Annotated in this window: 3 protein-coding genes; all 3 read left to right on the top strand. The window is 59.5% G+C overall.

Going from position 1 to position 4,190, the window contains the following annotated elements; genetic code table 11:
* The coding region (locus tag ACP5EL_RS08130; RefSeq protein ID WP_428402011.1) for a hypothetical protein at positions 1–348 on the top strand (348 nt) is incomplete at its 5' end.
* Positions 345–3,497: an isoleucine--tRNA ligase gene (ileS, locus tag ACP5EL_RS08125; protein WP_428402010.1), complete on the top strand. Its 3,153-nt coding sequence runs from the start codon at positions 345–347 to the stop codon at positions 3,495–3,497. The genes ACP5EL_RS08130 and ileS, both read left to right, overlap by 4 nt.
* 32 nt (positions 3,498–3,529) lie before the next feature.
* A complete protein-coding gene (locus ACP5EL_RS08120) occupies positions 3,530–3,991 on the top strand; it encodes a bifunctional nuclease family protein (protein WP_428402009.1) in 462 nt (153 codons plus the stop codon).
* The last annotated feature ends 199 nt before the right edge of the window (positions 3,992–4,190 follow it).

Below are 4,190 nucleotides of genomic sequence, written 5' to 3'. Positions count from 1 at the left end.
ATAGACGAATGGCCGATGGGTGAGATGGAGGCGGAGCTGATGAAAGGCCACGTCTACCAGGTGAAGTTAGACGCTGTAGCTTCATCATCAACTATGGGCCTCTCCAGCCTCATAGTGGGCTTTTCGAGCTCCGATGAGGGCATATTCTGGTGGTACGATCAGGTGAAATGGATCTATGATGGAGAAAGCCCAGGGCTGATGAGAGGCCCTCCAAGTCTTATTTTTCCGCTGACGACGAACTTTTCTGAAATCAGTCGCCACAAGCCCCTGGAGTCCGAGAGGATCGAACCGACAAAGCCTAAATATGACGTTGTTTATGCCTTTTCCGTTGTTGGAGGACTAGGATGATCTCTGAGGTGGCAGGACAATACAACGCGAAAGAGGTTGAGGAGCAGGTCAGGAAGTTCTGGGACGATAACGGAATATACGTCAAGACCAGAACCATGAGAACCGGCGGCAGAAAGTTCTTCTTCGTCGACGGGCCGCCCTACACCACCGGGAGGATCCACCTCGGGACCGCCTGGAACAAGATCATCAAGGACTCCATCCTCCGCTACAAGTCCATGAACGACTTCTTCATCAAGGATCGGGCGGGCTGGGACATGCACGGCCTCCCCATCGAGGTGAAGGTTGAGGAGCACCTGGGCTTCAAGAACAAAAAGGATATCGAGACCTACGGTGTCGATCGGTTTATTGATAAATGCAAGGAGTTCGCCCTCAGCCAGAAGGACCAGATGACCGAGCAGTTCAAGACCCTCGGGGCCTGGCTCGACTGGGAAGACCCCTACATGACCCTGAAGGACGAGTACCTGGAAGCCGCCTGGTGGACCCTCAAGAGGGCGAACGAGAGGAATCTTCTGGAACGGGGCGTCAGGGTCGTTAACTGGTGTCCAAGGTGCGAAACCGCCATCGCCGACGCCGAGGTCGAGTACTGGGAGGAGACCGACCCGTCCATCTACGTCAAGTTCCCGGTGGTGGGGCAGGAAAACACCTTCATGATGATCTGGACCACCACCCCTTGGACCATCCCCGCCAACGTCGGCGTCGCGGTCCACCCGGAGTTCGAGTACTCCCGGGTTCGGGCCTGGAAGAGCGACCCCGACAAGGCCGAGATCCTGATCATCGCCACTCCATTGGTAGAGAGCGTCCTCCGAGAGGGGAGGTACAAGGACTACGAGATCCTGGACCGGTTCGGAGGGGGAGAGCTTGAGGGGCTTGAATATGAGCACCCTCTCATCGACCTGATCCCGGCTCAGAGGGAGATCGTCCACAAAATACACCTCGCAGACTTCGTCACCGCCGAGAACACCGGCTCGGTCCACATAGCCCCCGGCCACGGCCTCGAGGACTTCGAGCTGGGGGTCGCCGAGGGGATGGCCATCTTCTGCCCCGTCGGCGAGGACGGCCGCTACACCGCCGAAGCCGGGGAGAAGTACGTGGGCAAGTACGTAAGGTCTGCAAACGACGAGGTGAACTCGGATCTGGCCGAGCGGGGGCTTCTTCTGGCCGAGGGGGATCTCGTCCATCGGTACGGCCACTGCTGGCGCTGCAAGACCCCCATCATCTACATCGCCACGCCCCAGTGGTTCCTCAAGATCGCAGACCTTCGTGACGATATGCTCGACGAGATCGCCAAGGTCAAGTGGTACCCCGACTGGGCGGGCTCCGCCCGGTTCAGAGACTGGATCAGCGGAGCTCGGGACTGGTGCATCTCCCGCCAGAGGTACTGGGGAATACCGCTGCCCATCTGGATCTGCGGCGGGTGTGGAAAGATGGTGGTGATCGGCTCTATGGAGGAGCTGAACGCGAGAAGCGGGAAGGTCGTCGAAGAGCTCCACCGGCCCGCCGTCGATCTCGTCACCCTCAAGTGCTCCTGCGGCGGCGAGATGCGCCGGGTCCCCGACGTCTTCGACGTCTGGTTCGACAGCGCCGTCGCCTCATGGGCGACCCTCAACTACCCGAGGGACCAGGAGCAGCTCCGCGAGTGGTGGCCTGCCGACTTCATCACCGAGGGCCACGACCAGACGAGGGGCTGGTTCTACTCCCAGCTCGGGGCGAGCATGGTCTCCTTCGGTGTCGCACCCTACAGAAGCGTCCTCATGCACGGCTTCACCCTGGACGACAAGGGGAAGAAGATGAGCAAGAGCATCGGCAACGTCGTCTCCCCCGAGGAGGTCGTCAGCAAGTTCGGAGCCGACACCCTCCGGCTCTACGTCCTCTCCTCCAACGCTCCCTGGGAGGACATCCACTTCAGCTGGGAGGGGGTGGCAAACAACAATCGGATGCTGAACATCCTCTGGAACGCCTACCGGTTCCCCCTGCCCTACATGATCCTGGACCGGTTCGACCCGACGAAGACGACCCTCGATATCTGTCGGAAGAGCCTCAGGCCCGAGGACCGGTGGATCCTCTCCCGGGCGAACACCCTGGCAAAGGATGTCAAGACTTACATGGACTCCTACCAGCTCCACCGGGCGACGAGGGCTCTCGCCGACTTTGTCCTCGAAGACCTCTCCCGCTGGTACATCCAGCTCGTCCGGCCTCGGACCTGGATCGAGACCGACGACCCCGACAAGCTCGCCGCCTACGCCACCATCTATGAGGTGATGGTCACTTTATCAAAGCTCCTGGCCCCCTTCGCCCCCTTCGCCGCCGAGACGATCTACCAGAACCTGGTGCGGAGCACCGATCTCGAGGCGCCGCCGTCGGTCCACATGCACGACTGGCACCGGTCAAAGGACGATCTCATCGACGAGGTCCTCGAAGATGAGATGGACCTGGTCAGAGAGGTGGTGGAGGCGGTCTCCAACGCCCGCCAGAAGGGCGGACGAAAGCTGAGATGGCCGGTCTCAGAGGTCACCATCTCTCCCTCCAAGGAGATCCCCGACCTGAAAGAGCTTCTGGGCGTCCTCAAGAGCCAGACCAACTGCAAGGAGGTGACGGTCATGAATCTCGGCGAAAAGCCGCCCATGGAGATCGCACTCAATCCCGTCCCCAAGAAGATCGGCCCCGTCTTCAAGGGCGATGCCCAGAAGGTGATCCAGGCCATCAAGGAGGCAGACCCCGTGAAGGTCAGAGAGGGGATAGATGCGGGCGAGGGCATGGTGGGCCCTTACGCCATCACCCCGGATATGGTCGAGTTTCTGGAGAAGGTCCCCGAGAAGCTGGTGGCGGCCGAATTTTCCTCGGGCACGGTCTACGTCGACGTCACCCTCACCGAGGACCTGAAGGCAGAAGGCTACGCCAGAGAGATCATCAGGAGGGTCCAGGACATGAGAAAGGAGATGGACCTGCGGGTCGAGGAGAAGATCGAGGCCTCCGTTCGGATGGAGGACGAGGAGGTCTTGAAGCTCGTCCTCGGTATGAAAGAGCACATCTCGGGTGAGGTTCGGGCGAAGCGTCTCGATATGGGGTCTGAGCTGGAGGTCGCGGGCACCCTGGTCAAGGAGTGGTCTGTTGAAGGTGTAGAGATGACCATCGGAATCTCCCGCGGATAATTAATATATAAGATGAGTGCAGAGAGGGTAGCATGGAAGAGCCATCACCTCCCCTGAAGGTCAAGGTGAAGGGCGTCTACGCCGTCCATGCCGGTGGGGATATGGTCGCTCCCGTGGTGCTGCTGGAGGACGAGACCTCAAGGATCGTCCCGGTCTTCGTGGGCCTCTCGGAGGCGATCTCGATATATCAGGCCCTGTCAGGAACGGTCTCTCCACGGCCCACCACCCACGACCTCTTCGTCTCCACCCTGGATAACCTGGGAGCGAGTATAACCGGAGTGCTCATAGACGATCTGGACGGCGGGGTCTACTACGCCCGCCTATCGGTATCCATCGACTCAGTGGAGCGAGAGGTGGACGCCAGGCCCAGCGACTGCATGGCCCTCGCCCTCCGCTCGGGAGCTCCCATCACCATCCAGGAGAGGGTGGTCATCGAATCTTCGATGAATGGAAAGGACCTGGACGACCTGAAGGGGATAGAGAACTTCCTCTAACTCATTGCGGATGAGATCAAGCCAGATCTCCCTCTGCCCCCAAGGACAGTAATTTTGGTCTCTCTCCGACAGACGATTTGATCTCTCGATCAAACCGTCGGTGGGAGGTCATCATGCAATTTTCACGAACAAATAGAGTGGGCTAACAAATAGAGTGGGCTAACAAATAGAGTGGGCTAACAAATAGAGTGGGCTAACA

The sequence above is a fragment of the Methanocrinis sp. genome (genome assembly GCF_049974945.1).
Taxonomy (GTDB): domain Archaea; phylum Halobacteriota; class Methanosarcinia; order Methanotrichales; family Methanotrichaceae; genus Methanocrinis.
Note: the sequence above shows the minus strand (reverse complement) of the source record. Positions and strands in the feature narration are given on the sequence as shown.